We start from the raw sequence: 20,292 nt of genomic DNA on the forward strand, positions 1-20,292 counted from the left end.
TTACTCTTTTTAATAGTTAAACTTCTTCTTAACAAGGTCTACATAGTGTTTACTCTTGTAATAGATTACAACTGTACGTGTTTCTTGTGGTCGCATATCTATAAGATCTTCATCGCCTCTGTAGAAGGATACAAATCCGCCATCAGCCTCTCTTACTACGTTATATCCTTTATTTTGAAAAGCATTACGTGTACTAAAAGGTATAGAGTAATCGTTCCATGTGTAAACGCCTGGCGTTCCTTGTTCCTCAACGGTATAAAAAATATCGTTACCTTTATAAAATACTTGACATGATCCAACAGTTCCACTTAGATCGCGATTAGCTACTAATCCTGCATCAATATCTTCTGCGGTAACACCTTGCCAATTAAAAAAGTATATAACGTAGGCTAGTGCTCCTCTTTCATTACTTTCGTTATTTGGAACGAAAAGCAGTCTTGAGTATTTGCAAAGAGGATCTTGTGTGGTAGCAGTAACTTTTTCGGTGTTAAAGTTGTTATTAAAGTCGGGTTTCATACCTCTTTTGCGTTCATATTCTATGACCTGTTCTAATTTAAAAGCTTTATTGTGTAGATAAGCTAATGGGAAAACTGGCAGGCTTTCTACTTTTCCGTTTGTATTTAAAGTAAGACTATTAGGCGATTCGATATATTTCATACATGCACTTCTGTAAATACCTCCATGCATTTTATAATTATCTACAGAATTGTATACATGTACTAATCGAGTCTTATTTATATCTTCACTATAATATTCTGTTTCTGTGTCAAACATTTGTTTGTTACCTAATTTAAACCCATTTTGTTTTAGCCAAGAGTCGTATGATTCCTTTTGGAAGAGTTTTTCTTTAGGAGCTTTCAGCCATGCGCAAAATATACCATTTCTACTATTGGTAGGTTGATAAAATATATATGGAGCTTGTTCACCTGATGAGTGAAAAGCATAATAAGCCTTTTCCACATCTTGTTTAAATGGTAATAAAAAGTCTTTCTCAAATGCTTTATCTCGTTGATTATTACGTTTGTTTTCTAAATCAGTGATTTTGTTAATATCAAAGTTGTTAAAGTCCCACACAGGAAACTGGAACTGAACATATCCATTTTGAGTAATAATAAGTTGATAATGGCTATTTCCATTTGTTAAAAACAATCTACTACTTCTGCTTGTTTGAGCCCATTTGCTATTGCGTTCAATGGGTAAGATGTTAAGTAAGAGTTTTTTTTCTTTTTGCTTTGCGCTAAATGTTAGCCATGAGTTATTTTCTGGCTCTATTTGTTCTACACTCCATTCTTCTGAGTTTGAAATAATATTTAGCTCTATGTCTTTATGAGATTCGTGGTTATATATTATAGTTCCATTACACTCGGCTACTTTTATTATAGGGTCGCTGCCAAACTGCGTTATAGATACTATTTGCTTACCATACGAGGTAGATAATATCACTTGTGCATAACGCTCGTTGGCGTTATTGTTCTCTTTAGCATGTAAGTATAGAAGAGTTCCTTCTTTTTTAGTAGCAGTGAGCCAAGCACTTGTGTTATCTTGTATTTGCCAATTATCACCGAGCATACTTAGGTCGATAGTTTTTGTTGTCTCCTGCTTGTTTAGTGTTACTGCTTGTAATTGTTGACTTAACAAGTTATCTGTATTTCCTAAGGTAATATCTTTTTGGCATGCTGTTGCCATAAATACTATCTGTAGTAAAAAAATAAATGTTTTTATATGACTATTATGCATAAGTTATAACTTTATAGATAATAATGTATGTGTATAAATTGAGAAAAATATTTTATTTATCTTCCCAACCGGGATTGTTAATTATGTTGTTATTAATCTGTGTCTCGTTTAGTGGGAAAGGCCAAATAAACATATAATTATCAGGTTTAATGTTTACGTCAAATCCTGGAGCATAAAATTTTGCAGGGACTTTATAATAATCTTTTGCGCCTTGGAAAGAGCGTTTACTGAATCCCTGCTTCCAGCGGCGTAAATCCCACAATCTAAATCCTTCATAGGCAAGCTCGCGTGATCGTTCTTTTTTTATTTCTTGATATAATTGTTCTCCTGTGGCGTTTGTAACAGCTACTCCTCTTGATAAGCGTAATAGGTTAAGATACTTTTCTGCATTTGGAATATCACCTAAGTTATATGCGGCTTCTGATGCAATTAGATATTGTTCAGCTATACGAAAAGGTTTAGGAGCCTGGTTACCATTTGGTACGTATCCACCCCAATGTTTACTTGTAAGAGTTGCATAATTTGGATTTCCTTTAAATTTTGATATAACAAATAGTGGTGTACGATCTTCTTTATCATTAACAGTGGTGTATACATATTCAAATAACGTCAGGGCACGATGATCTGTTTCGCTATTAAAAAGGTCGTTAATAACTTCACGTGTAGGAACATATGGAGGCTTATTATAGTTTGTGATGTCATCAGATGGTTGTTTTTCGTCCCAATATGTTGTTGTGCTTAAATCAGCTCCATAAAGAGGAGTTGTTGTAGGAATTTCGTTTTCTTTATCAACAAATGGTTGCCAAATTTGTTCTGTGCCATTATCATAAAACCACATTTGAGCAAAAGCGTCTTCACGTGGGTTAATTTTACTACCAGGTTTTGATTCGTATGGTGGTATTAGAGGGTAAGTGTTTTTGTCTATTAGCTCTTTTGCTTCGTTAAAAGCGGGAAGCATCTTTCCCATATATAAATAAACACGTGCGCGTAAAGCCTTAACAGCATCAGCACTTATCTCGCTATTTCCTGCTTTTACAGGTACATCGCTTAATAGAGAGTCAGCTTTATGCAAATCGCTTAATATCTGTTTATATGTTTGTGAGTTGGTAGCTCTTTTGGGTTTATCTATAGTAGCAGGCTGTGTAACTAATATTATTCCCAAATCTTTATCAGCTGTTTTTTCGTTATACACCATTCCCCATCGCATAGCAAGGTTAAAATAGTAAAACGCTCGTGCGAAATAAGCATTACCTAAATAATGGTTTTTGGTAGTTTGGTCATTTGTTTTTACTTCTAACTGTGGTAATTGCGTTATAACAACATTTACATCATTTAGTGCAGAATAATAAGAGTGGTAAATCTCTTGTATGACTTCATTATCTGCTTTTATAGTCCAACCGTGAAAATCGGAGTATAAGTTTCCAAATGCAGCATGTGCATTAAGCATATCTGCTTGTACTTCTTGTGGTAAAATATATCCTCCGCCAAATTTACCTCGTAAGGTGGAATATATTCCATTGTCCCATTCTTTGGCATCTTGCATGTTTTTATATGAATATCTATATAGTATATTATCGGCAGGATACCTGTCAAGGTCGCACCCTTGCAAGATAAAGCCAAAAAGTAATATTATAAAAGTAATATATTTTATTTTCATTTTAATCTATTTGTTAGTTATGTTGATTAATATTATACACCATTATTTATGTTATACATAAAGGTTTTTATAATGTAATTTCCACACCTATACTCATTTGTTTAGTATTTGGATTTACACCAAATGATACATTACGATTAATCTCTGGGTCAATACCTCTAAACTTAGTAAAGGTAATGAGGTTTCGCCCAGTAAAGAACACTTTAGCCGATTGTATTATATGTTGCCAACCTATGCTTTTTTTAGGAAACTCATATCCTAATGTAAAGTTTTTAAGCCTCATGAACGATGCGTTTTCTAACATTTTTGTATCAAGATAGGTACTTTGATGTGCAGGATTGCGTACCCATTTTAATGAAGGGAATTCGGTCTTGTCGCCTGGTTGTTTCCAATAGTCAAATAAACGGCGTGAGCCATTTGAGTTTTCTTTACGGTCACGTACAAAATAATCGTTTTCGTAATATTGCTTATCCATAGAAATCATGTGCTTGCCTAATGCTACAAAGAAATCGGCATTTAGGTAAAAGCCTTTCCAACGGGCAGCTATACCCCAGCCACCTGTAAATGGAGTATAAGCACTGATACCTGTGTTTTGTTCAAGTGTGCTTGACCACTCGCTTATTACATCATTGTCATCACAGTGCATAACGTTTTTATCTGTCCCAGGTTTGTACCATTCTGGTGCGCCTGTCTTTGGATTTACCCATTTATATATTGGTAATATATATGTAATAGGTTTACCAACGATGTATATTAATTGTCCTCCAGGTTCATGCCACGACTTTCTTCCTTCAAACAATTCTAAAACTTTATCTTTGTTATAGTTAAAGTTCATATTAAAAGAAATGCTCCAATCTTTTCCACGTGCAAGGTCTGCATTTAACTGAAAGTCTATACCTTGGTTTAAATATCTACCTACGTTTTCATATCTATAAGGATATCCTTCAGCACCAACAGGTAATCCTGATGTGAAAGCTAATGGCATTTGAAAAAGCATGTTACTTGTTATGCGGTGATAATATTCTATGTCTATATCAAAACTATTTAATAATCGTGTCTTTATGCCAAGTGTTAGTTTGCTTTGCTTTTCCCAACTTAAATTAGGATTTCCTTGACTGATAAGCCCTAAGCTTATTTCACCTCTCTTTTGTCCCACCTTTCCCACGTATGCATCTGTGCTATATGGAGGTATAGATGAGTTTCCTTGAGTACCATAACTTGCTTTAAGGTCTAAATTGTTTAGCCAATCTAAATCTTTAAGAAGTGTTTCTTTTTTAGCTTTCCACAATAATCCTGCCGACCAAAACAAGCCATTTCGCTTATTTCTACCAAATCTTGATGAGGCATCATTACGTAAAACTATATCTAAAAAGTATCTATGTAAATAATCATATGATATTTGTGTAAAAAAAGATAGAAAGGCAAAAGAGTTATTATCTTCATTTAGCCACTTATTTTTGGTAACATTATTAAGTAAATATAGTCTGTTATCAAGCAAACCAGAACCACCTGCACTAAAACTATCGTCTTTGTAATTAGTATATTCGTGTCCTAAGAGTGTGGTGATATAATGTTTACCTAAATTGACCTCGTAAGTAGCGGTATTGGTAATGGTAATATTAGACACCATAGAGTATCCACGTTGTGAGCTACCATTGCCATAAGCACGATAATAACTTGGTAGTGTACGCGAACTATTGTTGCCATAATTAAGCTCTAAGCCTACTAAAGAGCGTAGGGTTAGGTTGTTTAATGGTGTAATGGTTGCGTTTCCATTAAGCGATAATATTAAAGCATTGTTTTTAGCAGGGTTAGTAGAGATGACATGTTGCGGAGTGCTAATGTCGAGCAGTGGCACTCGCTCTAATTCTTTTCCTGTATAAGGATCGTATGGCGATGCAAAAGGTGCATTCATAGCGGCTACTCCACCACCAACAGCATTCTTGCTGCCAAAAGGTGATACCTTTGTATCGTCGTATGCTATTTGGGTATTTATATTAGTACGAAGCCAATTGTTTAGCTTTGTGTCAAGATTAATACGTCCAAAGATTTTTTTATAGCTTGAGCCCATACGTAAACCATCTTGGCTTAGTGCTCCTCCTGAGATATAATATCTCATTGCTGGTGTACCACCTGATAACGATACATCAGCACTATACATAGGTGCTGGCTGGTAAACGTATTTATACCATTGAAAATCTGTTTCCTTAAAATATTTATCCTTAAAGGTTGCAATTTCTTTTGGTGTATATATACCTGTCTCTTCATAATAACGCAACAGCTCAGGACCACTCATTAGCTGGTCAAAATAATCGGTATTAGCTAATGAAGAAACAGCATATTGCGCTCTAAAGGAAATGTATGGACGATTTTCTACCTTACCACGCTTTGTTGTAACGTACATAACACCGTTAGCGGCACGTGCACCATAAATAGAAGTGGCTGCGGCATCTTTTAAAAACTGTATGCTCTCTATATCGTTAGCGTTCATAGATTGTAGCACAGCCATACTTACTTGCATACCGTCCATGATTATTAACAAGCCTGTACCTGCACCTATTGAGCCTTGTCCGTGTAAAGCCATAGACAATTGTGAAGAAGGTTCTCCAGACGAGGAGAATACTTGCAAACCGCTTACCTTGCCTTGTATAGCGTCTAAGGGGTTAGCAACGGGTTTCATTGCCAAGTCTTTTGCACCTATTTTAACAACAGAGGCAGAAGTGTTAGCTACTTTACGCTCCATATATCCTACCACTACTACATCGTTCATCATTTGCTCTGTAGGTGTCATCTTGATGTGCATTTGAGATTGTGCAGCCTGCTCTATACGGTTATATCCAATAAAATTGAAGATAAGCAGATCGCCACTGTGTGCGGTAAGTGTAAATGTACCATCAGTATTAGATACACAACCTTTCTTAGGCTCTGATTTAGTAACAATAGACACTCCAGGTAATGCTTCGCCATTTTCATCTACAATGTTACCATTTATTGTAATGGTTTGAGCTGAAATGGTGCTAAGTCCTGTTAATAAAAATAGGGTAAACAGCCAAATTCTAATTTTCATAAAATGTAATAATCAGTTTTTATACTTTTAATACTAATTTTGGAAATAATTTCACAACCAGCTTTGTGGATATATTTTAGTAAATACACAAATAAGAAATATATAACGCTTTTATTATCGTTTTATAATTTTAATTCTATAAATGTATATTATATAGCTTTAATGATAAAAATAGCCATATACTTCATAATGTTTATTTGTTATAAGCTATGTATTATTGATATTTTGTTACATATAATAATGTAAATTATAAATTAAGTTACAAAAGTATATATATATTTTGTAGTTGCTTTTATTGTTAATATTTTTTTTGTTTTTTTACCGTATTTATATCACTTAGTAGTGGTTTTATTATAGTAAATGGTGTATAATTCCTATGATATATAGGTATTATAAATAGATTTTGTTAAAATAGCAATAAAGGTATGATATTTGAAAAAAAGATATTTTTTTATCTTAATAATTATGTTTTTCTTAAAACTTTTATGTTAATAATTAGCTAACATTTATGTTTTAAATTAATATCAATATGTTACAAAACGAGAAAAATAAAGGACATTTTATAAGGCAAACAGCTATAAAAATCCTTTATTTCTTATTTTAATATAAAAGAAATGTTTTAAGCAAGCAATTGCACTACATAATAAATAGCTGCTCCTAATATAGCACTAACAGGTATGGTTAATATCCAAGCGAATAATAAATTTTTCATTATTCCCCAACGTACGGCAGAAAGACGTTTTGTAGCTCCTACTCCCATTATTGACCCTGCTATGGTATGTGTGGTACTGACAGGTATGTGAAAATATTCTGTAATGTAAAGGGTAAGAGCACCTGCTGTTTCTGATATAAAACCTTCGTAAGGAGTAACCTTTGTTATTTTAGTACCCATAGTTTTTACTATACGCCATCCGCCTGACATTGTTCCGAGAGATATGGCAGCGAAGCAGGAGAATGCTACCCAGTCAGGAATATTCTCTACCGACTGTATTCCCATTCCTATTCCTAAAGGGTGTGCTGCTACCATAGCTGCAGCTATTATGCCCATAACCTTTTGCGAATCGTTCATGCCATGTCCTATACTAAATAATGCCGATGAAAGAAGTTGTAAATGCCTAAACCATACATTAGTTTTACTATGAGGGATATGCTTGCAACTGTAAGAAACGATTAGCGAAAAAAAGAACGCTATAATCATACCTACCAAGGGAGCTAAAAAGATGAAAGCTGCTATTTTTAAAATAACTGATAGGTGTATAGCTGTAAGACCATTAGCCATGATAGCAGAACCAGCAAACCCTCCGATCAATGTGTGTGAAGAGGAAGAGGGTATTCCTTTCCACCATGTAAGAAGGTTCCATATTATAGCTCCTATAACACCAGCTAAGATGATGGGTAGGGTAATATAATGTTCGTAAACAGTTTTAGAAACAGTATTAGCAATACCAAACTCGCCAATGATATATTTAGATATGAAGAATGCAACAAAATTAAAGAATGCTGCCCAAATAACAGCTTGAAAAGGAGTTAGCACGCGAGTGGTAACAATGGTAGAAATGGAGTTAGCTGCATCATGAAAACCATTGATGTAATCGAATATTAACCCCAATATTATTATAGTAATTAAGAGAGTCATGGGTTATGCGTATTTTACGATGATAGTTTTTAAAATCTTGCCAACATGCTCTATAGCATCGGTAGTTCTCTCAAGTTCGCTTAAAACCTCTTTTGTCTTCATAAGTTCTATAGCATTGGTTTCTTTTTCAAATATTTCTCTTATAGCCATTTCGTATACCTCGTCAGCTTCATTTTCTAATTTATGAAGACTGTTTACTATCTCTTTTACATCTTTTTTATTATTACGAAGCGATGAAAGCATGTTAATACCATCGTCTACTGCTTTAGCTCCAGCAATAACAAGATCGCTTAACTTAATAATAGCAGGGTGTATTACGTGAGGATTATAAATAGCTATTCTCTTAGAAGAGCCGTTGATATAATCTATAACGTCATCTAAACGGTTTGATAGCTCTGAGATGTCTTCACGGTCAAATGGGGTTATAAACGAGGCTTCTAATGCTTCAAATATTTTATTAGCAAGTATATCAGCTTTGTGCTCTTTATCTTTTATTTTATGGAAGTAGTCTAAATGCTCTTCTTGAGTTTTTGTTTTTAAGGCTTCTCCTAAAAGAGATGATGCTTCTTTACTTATAGAACTAACTTGCTTTAAGAAATTAAAAAACTTAGGTTCTTTAGGAGTGAACCTGCTTAAAATAGAATTTTGCATATTGTATAATATATTGTTAAATCATTGTTTTATTATCTGCTGCAAAAATAAGGAAAGAGTGTTACATCTTTGTTACAAATTGTTTAACTATTCGTTAAATATAATTTGCTTCAATACCATGGAATATTATATAAGGTGTTGTGATTATTTAAGGTGTGAAGAGGTGGATTTTTTTTATTTTATAAAGGTGCTTTCCTCTTTTTCGTTTTTATAATATCTTTTTATATAAAACTTAAAAGCATGGAGGCTTTATCATAGTTACAATATTGTTATAACCCATTTTGCATAGCAGTAATATCTTAAGACACTTTAAACAGTAGTCTTTCGTAATATGATAAATTATCTTTAGATAAACGAAAGGATATATACATGAAAGAAAAATAGATTATTTTTACTTTGTTTTTAATTTATTTTTCTACTAAAAATAAATTATTTTTTAACTAAATGAAGTGTGTATAGTGTATATATAAGTGAACTTTAATATAAAAAAACTTGTTGTTTGCTCTTATTGTAAATACCCTTTTCCTAAGGGTATAGTTTTGTTATTATAAAGTTTTCTTTATAATAGTGTTTATTTAATAATACTCTTTTTTATCCATTTTCCTCTAAAGATGCGTATAAGAAAGAGTACGCCACGCAACGATAATTCTAATGCCATAGCAAACCAAACACCACGCAGACCATAGTGCGAAGATAGCCCATAAGCTACAGTAAGGCGTACTAACCACATGCAGCCAAGGTTGATAACAGAAGGTATAAACGTGTCTCCAGCACCAATGCAGGCACTATAGCCTACAATAGATGCACCAAAGAGAGGCTCTGCAAAGGCTTCTATGCGAAGTATAGAGGTACCCAATTCTCTTATTGCACCTACAGGAGAGAGCATATTAATCATTTCTGCTGCAAAAATATACATAATAATGCCCATTAGAGCCATTACTGCTATACCTAAAAACACGGTCATTCGTGCAAAGCTTTGGCATAGATCTTTGCGTTGTGCACCTACGCTTTGACCTACTAACGTAGTAGCTGCTTCGCCAATGCCATAACCGGGCATATAACAAAGGCTTTCTGCCGTGATGGCAAACGAATGGGCTGCTATAGAAATATTGCCTAAAGGAGCTACAATAGCCATCGATATAACTTGGGCACCGTTCATAAGTATATACTGAAGAGCCATAGGAGCACCTATTTTTATGCCATTACGTATATATGCCCATACCCAAACAAAACGGTTAGTATCAAGTTTCCATGCGAGGATAGGACTTTTATATATAGCATAATAGCATAGAGGTATAGCTGCAACGGCGAAGGATAATAGTGTACCCAAAGCAGCCCCTTCTACGCCTAACCCCAAACCAAACATGCTAAAACTATGACCTAAGAAAGTTATAACACGTGTAGGAAAGATAAAAAAGAAATTAAAAACGATATCAAATAAGCACATCATAATGGCAATAATACTTGCGTGATGCATGTCGCCAGATGATTTAAGCATGGCAGCTGACATGCTTTCTATCATGTGTATTGGTATTGCTATAGAAAAAATTAAGATGTAAACAGATGCATCTTTCTGAATATCTATACCTCCACCGAGCCATATTGGTAAGGATCTGGATATTAGAGCCATTATGGTAGCTAAAAGTATGCTCCAAAAAGCACCAAAGATATATCCGTGGCGCATTACAGAACGGGCATTAGCAAAGTCGTTAGCACCTATAAAATGAGCGGCTTGCACAGAAAAACCCATAGTAAACGCACCTACTAATGAGCCAAAAAGCCATGTTGCAGGCTCAACAAGACCTATAGACGCTGAGGCTCTTGCACCAAGAGACCCTACCATTGATGCATCAATGTAAAACATCATAACAGAGGTGATCTGTGCTAATATAGAGGGTATACTCAACTGAATAATCAGATTGAGCTTCTCAAGCGTTGTTAGCTCTTTTCTGTTACGTATTTTAGCTAATAGTATGTTAACCTTTTTATTACTGACTTTTAGCATTTACTTATATAAATCCAATTGTTACTAAAAAGGAATATTCCATGTAAGCTATAAAAAAATATCCAATGAAATTTGCATTTCAAAGAAAGGATAATAATTCCACTTATATAGGTATATTATAGTAAACGTTGAAATCTAAAAGAGTTTTGATGTGGCAGAATTATATTTATATGATTATTGCGTTTCTAATAACACCATGTTTCCTTTTTAGTATAGTTGCAATTAGAAAAAAGAAATATTTATAACACCTAATATTATGAAAAAAGAAAGGCTATCATTTTATTATATCTACAAGCGTAACATCGTAAATGAGTATAGAGTATGGTGGAATATTACCTTTATCCGTACTACCATAACCTAACTGATATGGTACATAAACGGTCCAGTGATCGCCTAAGTGCATATTTTGAAGAGCTGTAGCTAACCCATCTGTACAAGTTCTAACATAATTTTTAAAAGGAAGATCAAGCCTGTTATCAAACTTTTTTCCTGTCCAAGACTGCTCAAAGATAAGCCCACTTGTATATTTTACAGAGGGAATTATGCGTCCTTGACAGTGATAGCTGACAGAGTCTGTATAAATAGGACGTTGAGAAGCAGTTCCTGATTTCTTAACATTTACAATAATATAGTCAGTAGGGTTATAAGATAGAACTTTATCAGAAGCACTATGTTGCCCATCTTTTGAATAATTAAGAATCAATCGCCATGAGGTATCTCCTGCATCAATCTTTTTTTTAGTATCATTATATAGTTTAGTCCAATAAGTATCGTTCTTATGTTGCCAATTAGGGAACTCTTCTACGGTATTATCGGTCTGAGAACAAGCAGCAAAACATAATGCTGCAAACAATGCAGTAAGTAATGTAACGATGTTGAACCTAAAGTTATTGAAATTTATTTTCATAAGTATAAAAGCAAAAAAAGGTCATCAGAGTTTTAGCTCTGATAACCTTTTTAATATTTATTTATTGTCAATGTCTATTTTCTTTAGTAAAGATGTTATAGAAACACGGTCTTCTATTATTTCGCGTAGTTTAGAAATAGGTACGCGTTCTTGTTCCATAGTGTCGCGATAACGTAAGGTAACAGTACCCTCGCTAAGCGTGTTACCGTCTACAGTAACGCAGAAAGGAGTACCTATAGCGTCTTGACGGCGATAACGCTTACCAATAGAGTCTTTAGCTTCCATGTGAGTAGTAAAGTGGAACTTTAGGTCGTTTACTATCTCTTGTGCTTTTTCAGGAAGCCCATCTTTGTTTACTAATGGTAATACAGCACATTTAATAGGTGCTAATGGTTCTGGCAATTTGAGCACAATACGTGAAGAGCCATTGTCTAATTTTTCTTCTTGGTAAGCATGGCACATTACAGAAAGGAACATTCTATCTACACCAATAGAGGTTTCTACTACATACGGAGTGTAGTTTTCGTTAAGCTCAGGATCGAAATATTTTATCTGACGTCCAGAGAATTTCTCGTGTTGTGAGAGGTCAAAGTTGGTACGTGAGTGGATACCTTCTATCTCTTTAAAACCAAAAGGCAAGTGAAACTCTATATCTGTAGCTGCATTTGCGTAATGTGCTAACTTGTCATGATCATGAAAACGATAATTTTCATCACCCATGCCTAAGCCTTCATGCCATGTTAAACGGTGAGCTTTCCAATATTCAAACCACTTCATCTCTGTGCCAGGCTGACAGAAAAACTGCATCTCCATTTGTTCAAATTCGCGCATTCGGAACACAAACTGGCGCGCAACAATCTCATTACGAAAAGCTTTACCTATCTGCGCTATACCAAAAGGCAACTTCATACGACCAGTTTTCTGCACGTTTAAGAAGTTGACAAAGATGCCCTGTGCAGTTTCTGGACGTAGATAAATCTTCTGACTACCTTCTGCTGTTGATCCCATCTCTGTAGAAAACATAAGGTTAAATTGTCTTACGTCGGTCCAGTTCTTAGTACCACTAATAGGATCTACTATGTTTTCATCGAGAATTATTTGTTTTAACATCTTAAGATTAGGATCCTGCATAGCTTCAGCGTATCGTGCATGCAGGTCATCTCGTTTCTTTTGATGCTCTAAAACTCGTGGATTAGTGGTGCGAAACTGCTCTTCATTAAAACTATCACCAAATTTTTTTGCAGCTTTTGCTATTTCCTTAGCAATCTTTTCATCATATTTGGCTATTTGGTCCTCTATTAATACATCTGCGCGATAACGTTTTTTAGAATCACGATTATCTATTAAAGGATCATTAAAAGCATCAACATGCCCACTTGCTTTCCATACAGTAGGATGCATAAATATAGCAGCGTCAATGCCTACTATGTTGCTATGTAATAACACCATAGATTGCCACCAATACTGTTTAATGTTGTTCTTTAGCTCAACACCATTCTGACCATAGTCATAAACAGCACCAAGCCCATCATATATATCACTACTTGGAAAAACAAAGCCATATTCTTTACAGTGGCTTACGATCTTTTTGAAAACATCATCTTGTGCCATAATTCGCTTTTTTATCTATATATTTTGCTACAAAGTTACTACTTTTTACCTACAATAAGATACAACAATATAATAAACTTTATTAGTAGATAGAATTAAATTTGTAAAATTCTTGCTATAAAGCTAAAGGCAAAATACTAATAGATATAGTAAAAATGTGTGGTGAAAGATATTCTTTGTGGTGTTGTATATAATAAAAGTATATTTATTGTTTATACCTATTTATAATATTATCTTATGGTTGGATAATAAAGAAAACAAGGCAACCATTAACGGCTGCCTTGTTTTCTTTCAAAGTTATTTATATCTTATTTGTTAAGAGCATCAGTTAGCTCTGCTCCTGCCTTAAATTTAGCAACTTTTTTTGCTGCTATTTTTATTTTTTCCTTTGTAGAAGGATTGATGCCTTCGCGCTCTGGGCGTTCGTTAACAGAGAAAGTTCCAAAACCTACTAACTGTATTTTTTCACCTTCTACTAATGCGTTTTTGATAACTTCAGTAGTTGCATTTAGTGCTTTTTTTGCATCTGCTTTGCTTAAACCGCTATTAGCAGCGATCTGATCGATTAATTCTGATTTGTTCATAATTCTTTAATTTGTATTTGAGGATTAATTTATGATAAAAGATCTGCTTACATCTGCAAATATAAGGCAATCATTTTATAAATCAAATAAATTCTAAAGAAAAATGTAGAAAATTATGAAAAATAGTGGATATTAACCGCGTATCGTACTTTAAAACGCGTTTTTTTTGTATTTTTGTACGGTATTAGAGAGAGGTATTAAGAATTAAAAAAGATATAATTAGAATTAAAAAATAACACTGATGCGTAATATTCCGATAGTAACCAAAAATTTGCTTTTTATTAATGTCATAGTTTTCATTGCTACTTATGTATTTGAAAAAGTAGGGATAGACCTCACAAATATCTTTGGTTTACACTTTATTCTTGCTTCCGATTTTCATATATGGCAGTTTGTTACATATATGTTTATGCATGGAGGCTTTACCCATATTATAATAAATATGTTTATGCTATGGATGTTTGGTATGATAGTAGAGCGTGTTTGGGGAGCAAAGAAGTTTCTTTTTTACTATTTTGTATGTGGCATAGGAGCTGGTATTTGTCAAGAGTTAGCGCAGCTTGTTAGCTATTCTTTAGAGGGGTTGTCTGCTTATCAGTCGGTAGCAATGTATGGTAAAGCTATAACAATGAATGCTTATCTTAATATGTGGACTACAGTGGGTGCTTCTGGGGCTATTTATGCAGTATTATTAGCCTTTGGAATGTTATTTCCAGATCAGCGAATGTTTATTATCCCTATACCTATTCCTATAAAAGCTAAATGGATAATATTAGGTTCTGTGTTAATGGAACTATTTTCCGCTATTGGGACGAGCAATGATGGAGTGGCTCATCTGGCACATTTGGGAGGAATGTTGTTTGGCTTTATTCTTATAAAATATTGGAAAAAACACCCATATAGTGGTTATAATAATTTCCGTTCTAATAAAGATAGCGATTTTTTTAGTAAAATAAAACATAGCTGGAGGCAACGTAATAATGATGCTTATCAGCATAGTGAGGACGTAAATACTGATAGTTGGAGTTTTGATAAGCCACAAGATGCACAGCCGCAAGAGAGTGATTGGGATTATAATGCTCGTAAAAAGCAGGAGCAAGAGAGGATAGACCGCATACTTGACAAGGTGCGTAAGAATGGTTATGATAGTTTAACAGCAGACGAAAAGCAGCAGTTATTTGATAGTAGTAAGCATTAATAATGTAAATATAAATAAATAAGGTAGTCTTGTGATGGGAAAGTTTTTTAAAAAACTTGCATTTAGAATACTTGTTGTTTTAAATATTTTTTCAATTATTTTATTACTATTTATTGGGTATAGTGGTATTGTAAATCCTGCAAAACATCCTGTTTGGGCTACAATAGGAATGTGGTTTCCTTTAATGCTAATAGTAAATATAGCATTTTTAGTGCTTTGGGTGTTTATTAAAAAAAAGGTATTATGGTTACCTATCTTAGGACTTTTTTTAGCTTACTTTCCTATTCGTGCTTATATACCTTTTAATTTACCAAAGGACAAGCCACACGGAACTATTAAAATATTGTCTTATAACGTGTTTCTCTTTGATACATGGGACGATGTGTCGGGACAAATTAATCCTATCGTAAAATATATCGTTAGAAGTAAAGCTGATATAGTGTGTTTGCAGGAAGCAACACTATATACGCCAAAAGCTGCTAAGATAATGCGATATTTAAAAAAGAGTTATCCTTATATTGATAATATAAAGAAAAAAACGGGTACGGACGATTTAATGCTATTAAGTAAATTCCCTATTTTACATAGAGAAATAATACCTTACCCCTCAAAATCTAATATGAGTGTGGCATATTATATTAATATAAACGGTACAAAAACTTTACTTGTAAATAATCATTTTGAGAGCTATGGTTTAAGTTCCAATGATAAAGCAGACTTTAATAATATTATAACGGGTAATGTAATTGGCAGAGATAGGATTAATAAGTTTGTTTCTTTGGTGGATAAAATAGGAAACACAATGGCTCGTAGAGCTCCCCAAGCAGATGCTGTTGCTACTTTTGTTAAGAAGCATTTAGATAAAAATATACCAGTAATTCTTTGTGGTGATTTTAATGATAATCCTATAAGTTATAGCTATTATACTATAAGTAAGGTGTTGAATGATAGTTATAAGAGTAGTGGGAATGGTATAGGATGGACTTATAATGAGAATAGAATGTATTTTCGGATAGATCATATTTTTGCTTCTAACGAGTTTGAACCATATGGGGCGAAGGTAGATAAATCAATAAAAAATTCGGATCATTACCCTATTTATTGTTGGTTGAAATATTATCCAAAGCCTTAAAAACAATGATTTATATATAATTAATTTCTCATAATGTGAAAAAATCATTATCTTTGCACACCTTATATTATATAGTAAATTATAATTAAATCAAATAAATAAAATGCAAAACAAAGGATTAGTCATTTGCGTAGCCGTATTATTAACGCTTGCAAGTATCTTTTACCTGTCTTTTTCTGTAGCTACAAGCTACTATGATAGTCAGGCTGCAAAGATTAAAGACCCTATAGCGCGTCAGGATTATAAAGATTCTGTGAAATATCTGGGTATTTATTCTTATCAGAAATGCCTTGAAACTCAGATTGGTTTAGGTCTTGATTTAAAGGGTGGTATGAATGTTGTGCTGGAAATTTCAGTACCTGATGTTATTGATATGTTGGCAGATCATAAGACAGATGCTGCTTATGTTAAGTCGCTTAATGAAGCTAAAGCAGAAGAAGCTTCAGGTCAGGGAGATTTTATTCCGCTATTTGTTAAGGCTTATCAGAAGAATGCTCCAGGGCATAAACTTGCAGAAGTTTTCGCCACTCAGCAATTAAAAGGCAAAGTAAGCACACAAAGTACAGATAAAGAGGTTATAGAAGCTTTGCGTGAGGAGGTAAAATCTGCTATTGACAACTCATATAATGTGGTTCGTAACCGTATAGACCAATATGGAGTAGTGCAGCCTAATATCCAGAAATTAGAAGGTCAAGAAGGTAGATTGATGGTGGAAATGCCTGGTATTCGTGAGCCTGAGCGTATGCGTAGGTTATTACAAGGATCTGCTAATTTGGAGTTTTGGGAAACATATAACAATCAAGAGATAGCTCCTTATTTACAACAGCTTGATCAACGTCTTGCTAATGCAAGTACAAAAGCGGATACTACTAAGGCTGGTTCTGCTAAGATAGGTTCTGCATCTGTTAAGAAATTATCTTTAAATGCTGCTAAGAAGGCTTTTGGAAAGGTTGTTGATAATGGTAAAAACGATGCAGGAGCAGAGTTGTTAAAGAAGCAACACCCTTTATTATCAAGGCTACAAATGGTTCCCGGTGAGGCTTTAAGTCTTGTAGGGTATTGTAATGTGCGTGATACGGCTGCTGTTAATAGACTTATTCATAGCCATATAGCTAAACAGGTGCTACCTGCTAATTTGAAGCTTTTGTGGAGTGCTAAGCCTGCAGATCATATTCAAGTAAAGAATATGTATGAGCTTCATGCTTTAAAGGTTACCACTTCTGATGGGCGTGCTCCTTTAGAGGGTGATGTAATTACTGATGCTAAAGATCAGTTTGACCAGTATGGCAAGCCAGAGGTTAGTATGAGCATGAATTCAGAAGGTGCACATGAATGGGCAGCATTGACTAAGGCTAATGTAGGTAAAGCTATAGCCATAGTATTAGATGGTGTAGTATATACTTCTCCACGTATTAATGGAGAAATAGATGGTGGACAATCGTCTATTACAGGTTCTTTTACAGTGGCAGATACAAAAGATTTATCTAATACCTTAAAGTCTGGTCGTATGCCAGCTCCAGCAAAGATTGTTCAAGAAGAGGTAGTAGGACCAACTCTTGGAGCTCAATCTATTCAGCAAGGTCTTATTTCGTTTGCTATAGCCTTTGTTTTGTTAATGTTCTATATTATAGCTATGTATGGCTTTATTCCAGGAATGTTAGCAAATTTAGCATTATTGGTTAATCTATTCTTCACACTTGGTATTTTGGCATCTTTCCAATCGGCACTTACTATGCCAGGTATTGCTGGTATTGTGCTTACATTGGGTACGGCAGTTGATGCTAACGTTCTTATCTACGAGCGTATAAAAGAAGAGTTACGCTTAGGGAAGAGTATGAAACAAGCATTACATGAGGGCTATAAGAATGCCTTTTCTGCCATATTCGATTCTAACCTTACGTCATTGATAACTGGTATTATTCTTCTTGTAACAGGAACTGGTCCTATTAGAGGTTTCGCTACAACATTGATAATTGGTCTTATAATATCATTCTTTACAGCAGTGTTCTTAACTCGTTTAGTTTTTGAAAATAGGGTAAATAATGATAAGTGGCGTCATCTTACATTTAGTACGGGTATAAGCAGGAATATGTTTAGGAATTCCACCTATTCCTTTATGAAGATGCATAAGAAGAGTTTTACAGTTTGGATTATAGCTGCGATAATATGTATAGTTAGTTTTTATGTTCGTGGCCTAAGTCGTGGTATAGAGTTTACTGGCGGTCGTAACTATGTAATTACGTTGTCTAAGCCTGTACAGGTAGAAGATATTCGTAAAGTATTTAATAATGCATTTGTAAATACAGATGGAGTTAATAAGGGAAAAGTAGCTAATACAAGTGTTATAGCAATAGGTACAGATGGAAAAACGATTCGTGTATCAACAAACTGGAACATTGATTCTCGTGCAAACGATGATGATTTAGCAGAAACTATTCTTTATAATACTTTAAAGAAGTATAACTATGTTACGCAGTCGAGTGTAGCTAAATTTAAGAATCCTGATATACGCGAGGGAGGATCTATAATACAGAGTTCCAAGGTGGGTCCTTCTATTGCTAAGAATATTACTTTTAATGCTTTCGTAAGTGTAGGTTTGGCAATAGTATTTATCTTCTTGTATATATTACTTCGTTTCCGAAACATAGGCTTCTCGGTAGGTTCTATAGTAGGTTTGGTATTGGATACTACTATTGTAATAGGTATTTTCTCATTATGCCATGGCTGGATAGGTTTTTCTCTTGAAATAGATCAGACTTTTATAGGTGCTATTTTAACAGTAATAGGTTATGACATTAATGATACAGTGGTGGTATTTGACCGAATACGTGAGAATATGGCAAAACATAAATCAACGTTGGCAAAGTATGGTATTCAGAAGTTATTTAATGAATCTATAAATGAAACATTATCTCGAACCATAAATACATCAGTCAGCACATTGATAGTATTGGTTGCTATCTTTATTCTTGGTGGAGATAGTACACGTAGTTTCTCTTTTGCAATGATTATAGGTATAGTCATAGGTACTTTATCTTCTATATTTATAGCATCTCCTATAGCTTATTTGGTTATGGGGCATAAGATAGATAATAGTAAGGAGAAGGTTGATGTGTTATCACATGTATAATTTTCAGAAATTATTTAATAAGAAATAATTAGATAGAAAAAGTTTAAGTGGGGTTGCTTATTTTTTAAGTAAGCCCACTTTTTCATTTGCATAAGTCATTAGTATTATCTAAAGAGGAAGTACTTAGTCGTCCCTTAAAAACTATATTTCAGCATAAAGTTTGTACTGACAAGCTTTATGCTGATTCTTTTTATAAGGCACAAAAGAGCTCTCATAGCTCTTTTGAAGTTATATGCTGCCGCAGCTAATAATACATTGATAGCATCTCCTTTCACACCTTTATAAAAGTTGCGAGATAATCGGTGGTCTGCTTTAAGATGTCCTATTGTTGGTTCTATACCTGCTCGTTTACAAAATAGTTTGTGTTTCTTTTTCTTTTGGTAGTAGCTGTCTTTAGCTTTAGGAACGTCTGGAATGAGTATCTTTGTCTGCCCAATCTGCTTTATACCTCTATACCCTCTATCTCCTGCTAACTTATCAACCTGCTTTCCTGTCATCCTTCGGGTTTGTTCCAATGTCTTTTCGATAGTATGCCCATCATATTCATTCCTAAAAGAACATGCACCAAGAATAAGTCCTGACCATGAGCGAAGAATAGATACTTTATTACCAAACTCATATTGCTTATGTTCCTTACCTTTGCTCAGGCAAACCACATCTGGTTCGTGCAGGGAATATACTTTGTTCTTTGACTTTCGATTCTGAGAAAGAACTCTATAATATAGCTCAAACATCTTCTCATATCCTTTCTTTCCCTCAAGATTACGCTCTAATTCTCTTACTAATCTTCCTGCTATGGTCCTTAGTTGCCTATCTGCCTTAAGAGCTTTCTTACGATTCTTGGGATGATTACGAAAACGTTGGGAACGGTAAATTCCTTTCAGCGTACGCGTATAACTCTGTCGTAGAGGAAGACACTTGTCATGAACTATCTTCAGAACGTTTTTGATTATCTTTTTATGCAACTTCGCATCTGT

At 34.2% G+C, this 20,292-nt stretch carries 13 protein-coding genes; 3 read left to right on the forward strand and 10 right to left on the reverse strand.

The genetic code is table 11. The features are described from left to right. Positions 1 to 9: 9 nt before the first annotated feature. From F596_RS0107080 to F596_RS0107120, 9 genes are all read right to left on the reverse strand, one after another. Positions 10 to 1,737 (reverse strand): BACON domain-containing protein, encoded by a 1,728-nt coding sequence (locus F596_RS0107080; RefSeq protein WP_019036402.1) that lies wholly within the window; start codon positions 1,735 to 1,737, stop codon positions 10 to 12. Positions 1,738 to 1,789: 52 nt separating this feature from the next. Beyond that, entirely contained in the window at positions 1,790 to 3,394 is a 1,605-nt protein-coding gene (locus F596_RS0107085; RefSeq protein ID WP_008450599.1) for a RagB/SusD family nutrient uptake outer membrane protein, read from the reverse strand. A gap of 67 nt (positions 3,395 to 3,461) precedes the next feature. Continuing rightward, positions 3,462 to 6,461 carry a SusC/RagA family TonB-linked outer membrane protein gene (locus F596_RS0107090; RefSeq protein ID WP_008450651.1) on the reverse strand — a complete coding sequence of 1,000 codons (3,000 nt, stop codon included), beginning with the start codon at positions 6,459 to 6,461 and terminating at the stop codon, positions 3,462 to 3,464. 619 nt (positions 6,462 to 7,080) lie between these two features. After that, positions 7,081 to 8,097, reverse strand: a complete 1,017-nt coding sequence (locus tag F596_RS0107095; RefSeq protein ID WP_008450616.1) for an inorganic phosphate transporter — start codon at positions 8,095 to 8,097, stop codon at positions 7,081 to 7,083. 3 nt (positions 8,098 to 8,100) lie between these two features. Next, the gene (locus F596_RS0107100) at positions 8,101 to 8,748 is read right to left on the reverse strand and encodes a DUF47 domain-containing protein (protein ID WP_008450656.1); all 648 of its coding nucleotides are present in this window, start codon (positions 8,746 to 8,748) and stop codon (positions 8,101 to 8,103) included. Positions 8,749 to 9,319: 571 nt separating this feature from the next. Then, entirely contained in the window at positions 9,320 to 10,753 is a 1,434-nt protein-coding gene (locus tag F596_RS0107105) for an MATE family efflux transporter (protein WP_019036403.1), read from the reverse strand. A gap of 274 nt (positions 10,754 to 11,027) precedes the next feature. Continuing rightward, the gene (bamJ, locus tag F596_RS0107110) at positions 11,028 to 11,660 is read right to left on the reverse strand and encodes a BamJ family beta-barrel-assembly machinery protein (RefSeq protein WP_008450640.1); all 633 of its coding nucleotides are present in this window, start codon (positions 11,658 to 11,660) and stop codon (positions 11,028 to 11,030) included. 57 nt (positions 11,661 to 11,717) lie between these two features. Then, positions 11,718 to 13,271 carry a glycine--tRNA ligase gene (locus tag F596_RS0107115; RefSeq protein ID WP_019036404.1) on the reverse strand — a complete coding sequence of 518 codons (1,554 nt, stop codon included), beginning with the start codon at positions 13,269 to 13,271 and terminating at the stop codon, positions 11,718 to 11,720. Between the two features lie 308 nt (positions 13,272 to 13,579). After that, positions 13,580 to 13,855: an HU family DNA-binding protein gene (locus tag F596_RS0107120; protein WP_008450638.1), complete on the reverse strand. Its 276-nt coding sequence runs from the start codon at positions 13,853 to 13,855 to the stop codon at positions 13,580 to 13,582. Between the two features lie 241 nt (positions 13,856 to 14,096). On the opposite strand from F596_RS0107120, the gene F596_RS0107125 reads away from it, so the two are divergent. From F596_RS0107125 to secDF, 3 genes are all read left to right on the forward strand, one after another. After that, on the forward strand, positions 14,097 to 15,053 hold the full coding sequence (locus F596_RS0107125; protein WP_019036405.1) for a rhomboid family intramembrane serine protease: 957 nt from the start codon (positions 14,097 to 14,099) through the stop codon (positions 15,051 to 15,053). 34 nt (positions 15,054 to 15,087) lie between these two features. Continuing rightward, a complete protein-coding gene (locus tag F596_RS0107130; RefSeq protein ID WP_019036406.1) occupies positions 15,088 to 16,185 on the forward strand; it encodes an endonuclease/exonuclease/phosphatase family protein in 1,098 nt (365 codons plus the stop codon). Positions 16,186 to 16,288: 103 nt separating this feature from the next. Beyond that, entirely contained in the window at positions 16,289 to 19,315 is a 3,027-nt protein-coding gene (secDF, locus tag F596_RS0107135; protein ID WP_019036407.1) for a protein translocase subunit SecDF, read from the forward strand. A 134-nt stretch (positions 19,316 to 19,449) separates the two neighbouring features. Here the strand turns inward: secDF and F596_RS10950 are convergent. Continuing rightward, positions 19,450 to 20,292, reverse strand: an 843-nt coding sequence (locus tag F596_RS10950) for a transposase (protein ID WP_019036408.1), incomplete at its 5' end; no start/stop codon positions are given.

Source organism: Prevotella amnii DSM 23384 = JCM 14753, assembly GCF_000378745.1.
Taxonomy (GTDB): Bacteria; Bacteroidota; Bacteroidia; order Bacteroidales; family Bacteroidaceae; genus Prevotella; species Prevotella amnii.

Coding starts and splice junctions, on each gene's coding strand:
- F596_RS0107080 (WP_019036402.1), bottom strand. CDS start 1,737: ATGCATAATAGTCATATAAAAACATTTATTTTTTTACTACAGATAGTA.
- F596_RS0107085 (WP_008450599.1), bottom strand. CDS start 3,394: ATGAAAATAAAATATATTACTTTTATAATATTACTTTTTGGCTTTATC.
- F596_RS0107090 (WP_008450651.1), bottom strand. CDS start 6,461: ATGAAAATTAGAATTTGGCTGTTTACCCTATTTTTATTAACAGGACTT.
- F596_RS0107095 (WP_008450616.1), bottom strand. CDS start 8,097: ATGACTCTCTTAATTACTATAATAATATTGGGGTTAATATTCGATTAC.
- F596_RS0107100 (WP_008450656.1), bottom strand. CDS start 8,748: ATGCAAAATTCTATTTTAAGCAGGTTCACTCCTAAAGAACCTAAGTTT.
- F596_RS0107105 (WP_019036403.1), bottom strand. CDS start 10,753: ATGCTAAAAGTCAGTAATAAAAAGGTTAACATACTATTAGCTAAAATA.
- bamJ (WP_008450640.1), bottom strand. CDS start 11,660: ATGAAAATAAATTTCAATAACTTTAGGTTCAACATCGTTACATTACTT.
- F596_RS0107115 (WP_019036404.1), bottom strand. CDS start 13,271: ATGGCACAAGATGATGTTTTCAAAAAGATCGTAAGCCACTGTAAAGAA.
- F596_RS0107120 (WP_008450638.1), bottom strand. CDS start 13,855: ATGAACAAATCAGAATTAATCGATCAGATCGCTGCTAATAGCGGTTTA.
- F596_RS0107125 (WP_019036405.1), top strand. CDS start 14,097: ATGCGTAATATTCCGATAGTAACCAAAAATTTGCTTTTTATTAATGTC.
- F596_RS0107130 (WP_019036406.1), top strand. CDS start 15,088: ATGGGAAAGTTTTTTAAAAAACTTGCATTTAGAATACTTGTTGTTTTA.
- secDF (WP_019036407.1), top strand. CDS start 16,289: ATGCAAAACAAAGGATTAGTCATTTGCGTAGCCGTATTATTAACGCTT.